Raw genomic sequence first — 558 nt, forward strand, 5'->3', positions numbered from 1 at the left:
CGCCGCATTTGGTACATAGCCAATCATCGTCAAGATTACCCCCGTCAAGCCGCCCGCTACCGCGACAGAGAGTTTGCCTGTAAAGGTTTGTCCCGAGAACGTGATCGCCGCAGTACGTTTGCCGCTGTGGTAGTACGAGTACTCTACTGTGTCTGCAATCATGGCCGAGATAAGAGGGTTGGTCATCATAAAGATGCCAGTAATCACCGCTAACCACGCCATCACGACCGTTGGATTATCATAGCCAGTAAAATAGAACCCAATGCGAGCGATGATCTCTAAAACACACAGCGCAATAAAGATGTCACGTTTTTTGAAACGCTTTGTCAGCACAGGCGTAGCCAAACATGCGATCGCACTTACCAAAGTGATGGTACCAATCAGAGAGACTAACCCTGCATCTCCCATGTTGTATGTGAAGAAGAAAATGTACAGGCCATTCACTAGATTGAAAAACACATTCATGAAAAACGCTGCCAGAATAAAAAACAACGGCTTATTTTTACGAACGGCTTGAAAGGTTTGTTTTAGCGTGACTTTTTCGCAGCTCTTCGTCGA

Annotated in this window: 1 protein-coding gene; it reads right to left on the minus strand. The window is 46.2% G+C overall.

Annotated elements, in window-relative coordinates; translation table 11 throughout:
• Window positions 1–558 (minus strand): MFS transporter (locus R8O11_RS30280; RefSeq protein WP_318195268.1); only part of this gene is annotated, 558 nt, incomplete at both ends.

The organism is Vibrio sp. 1288 (assembly GCF_033344475.1).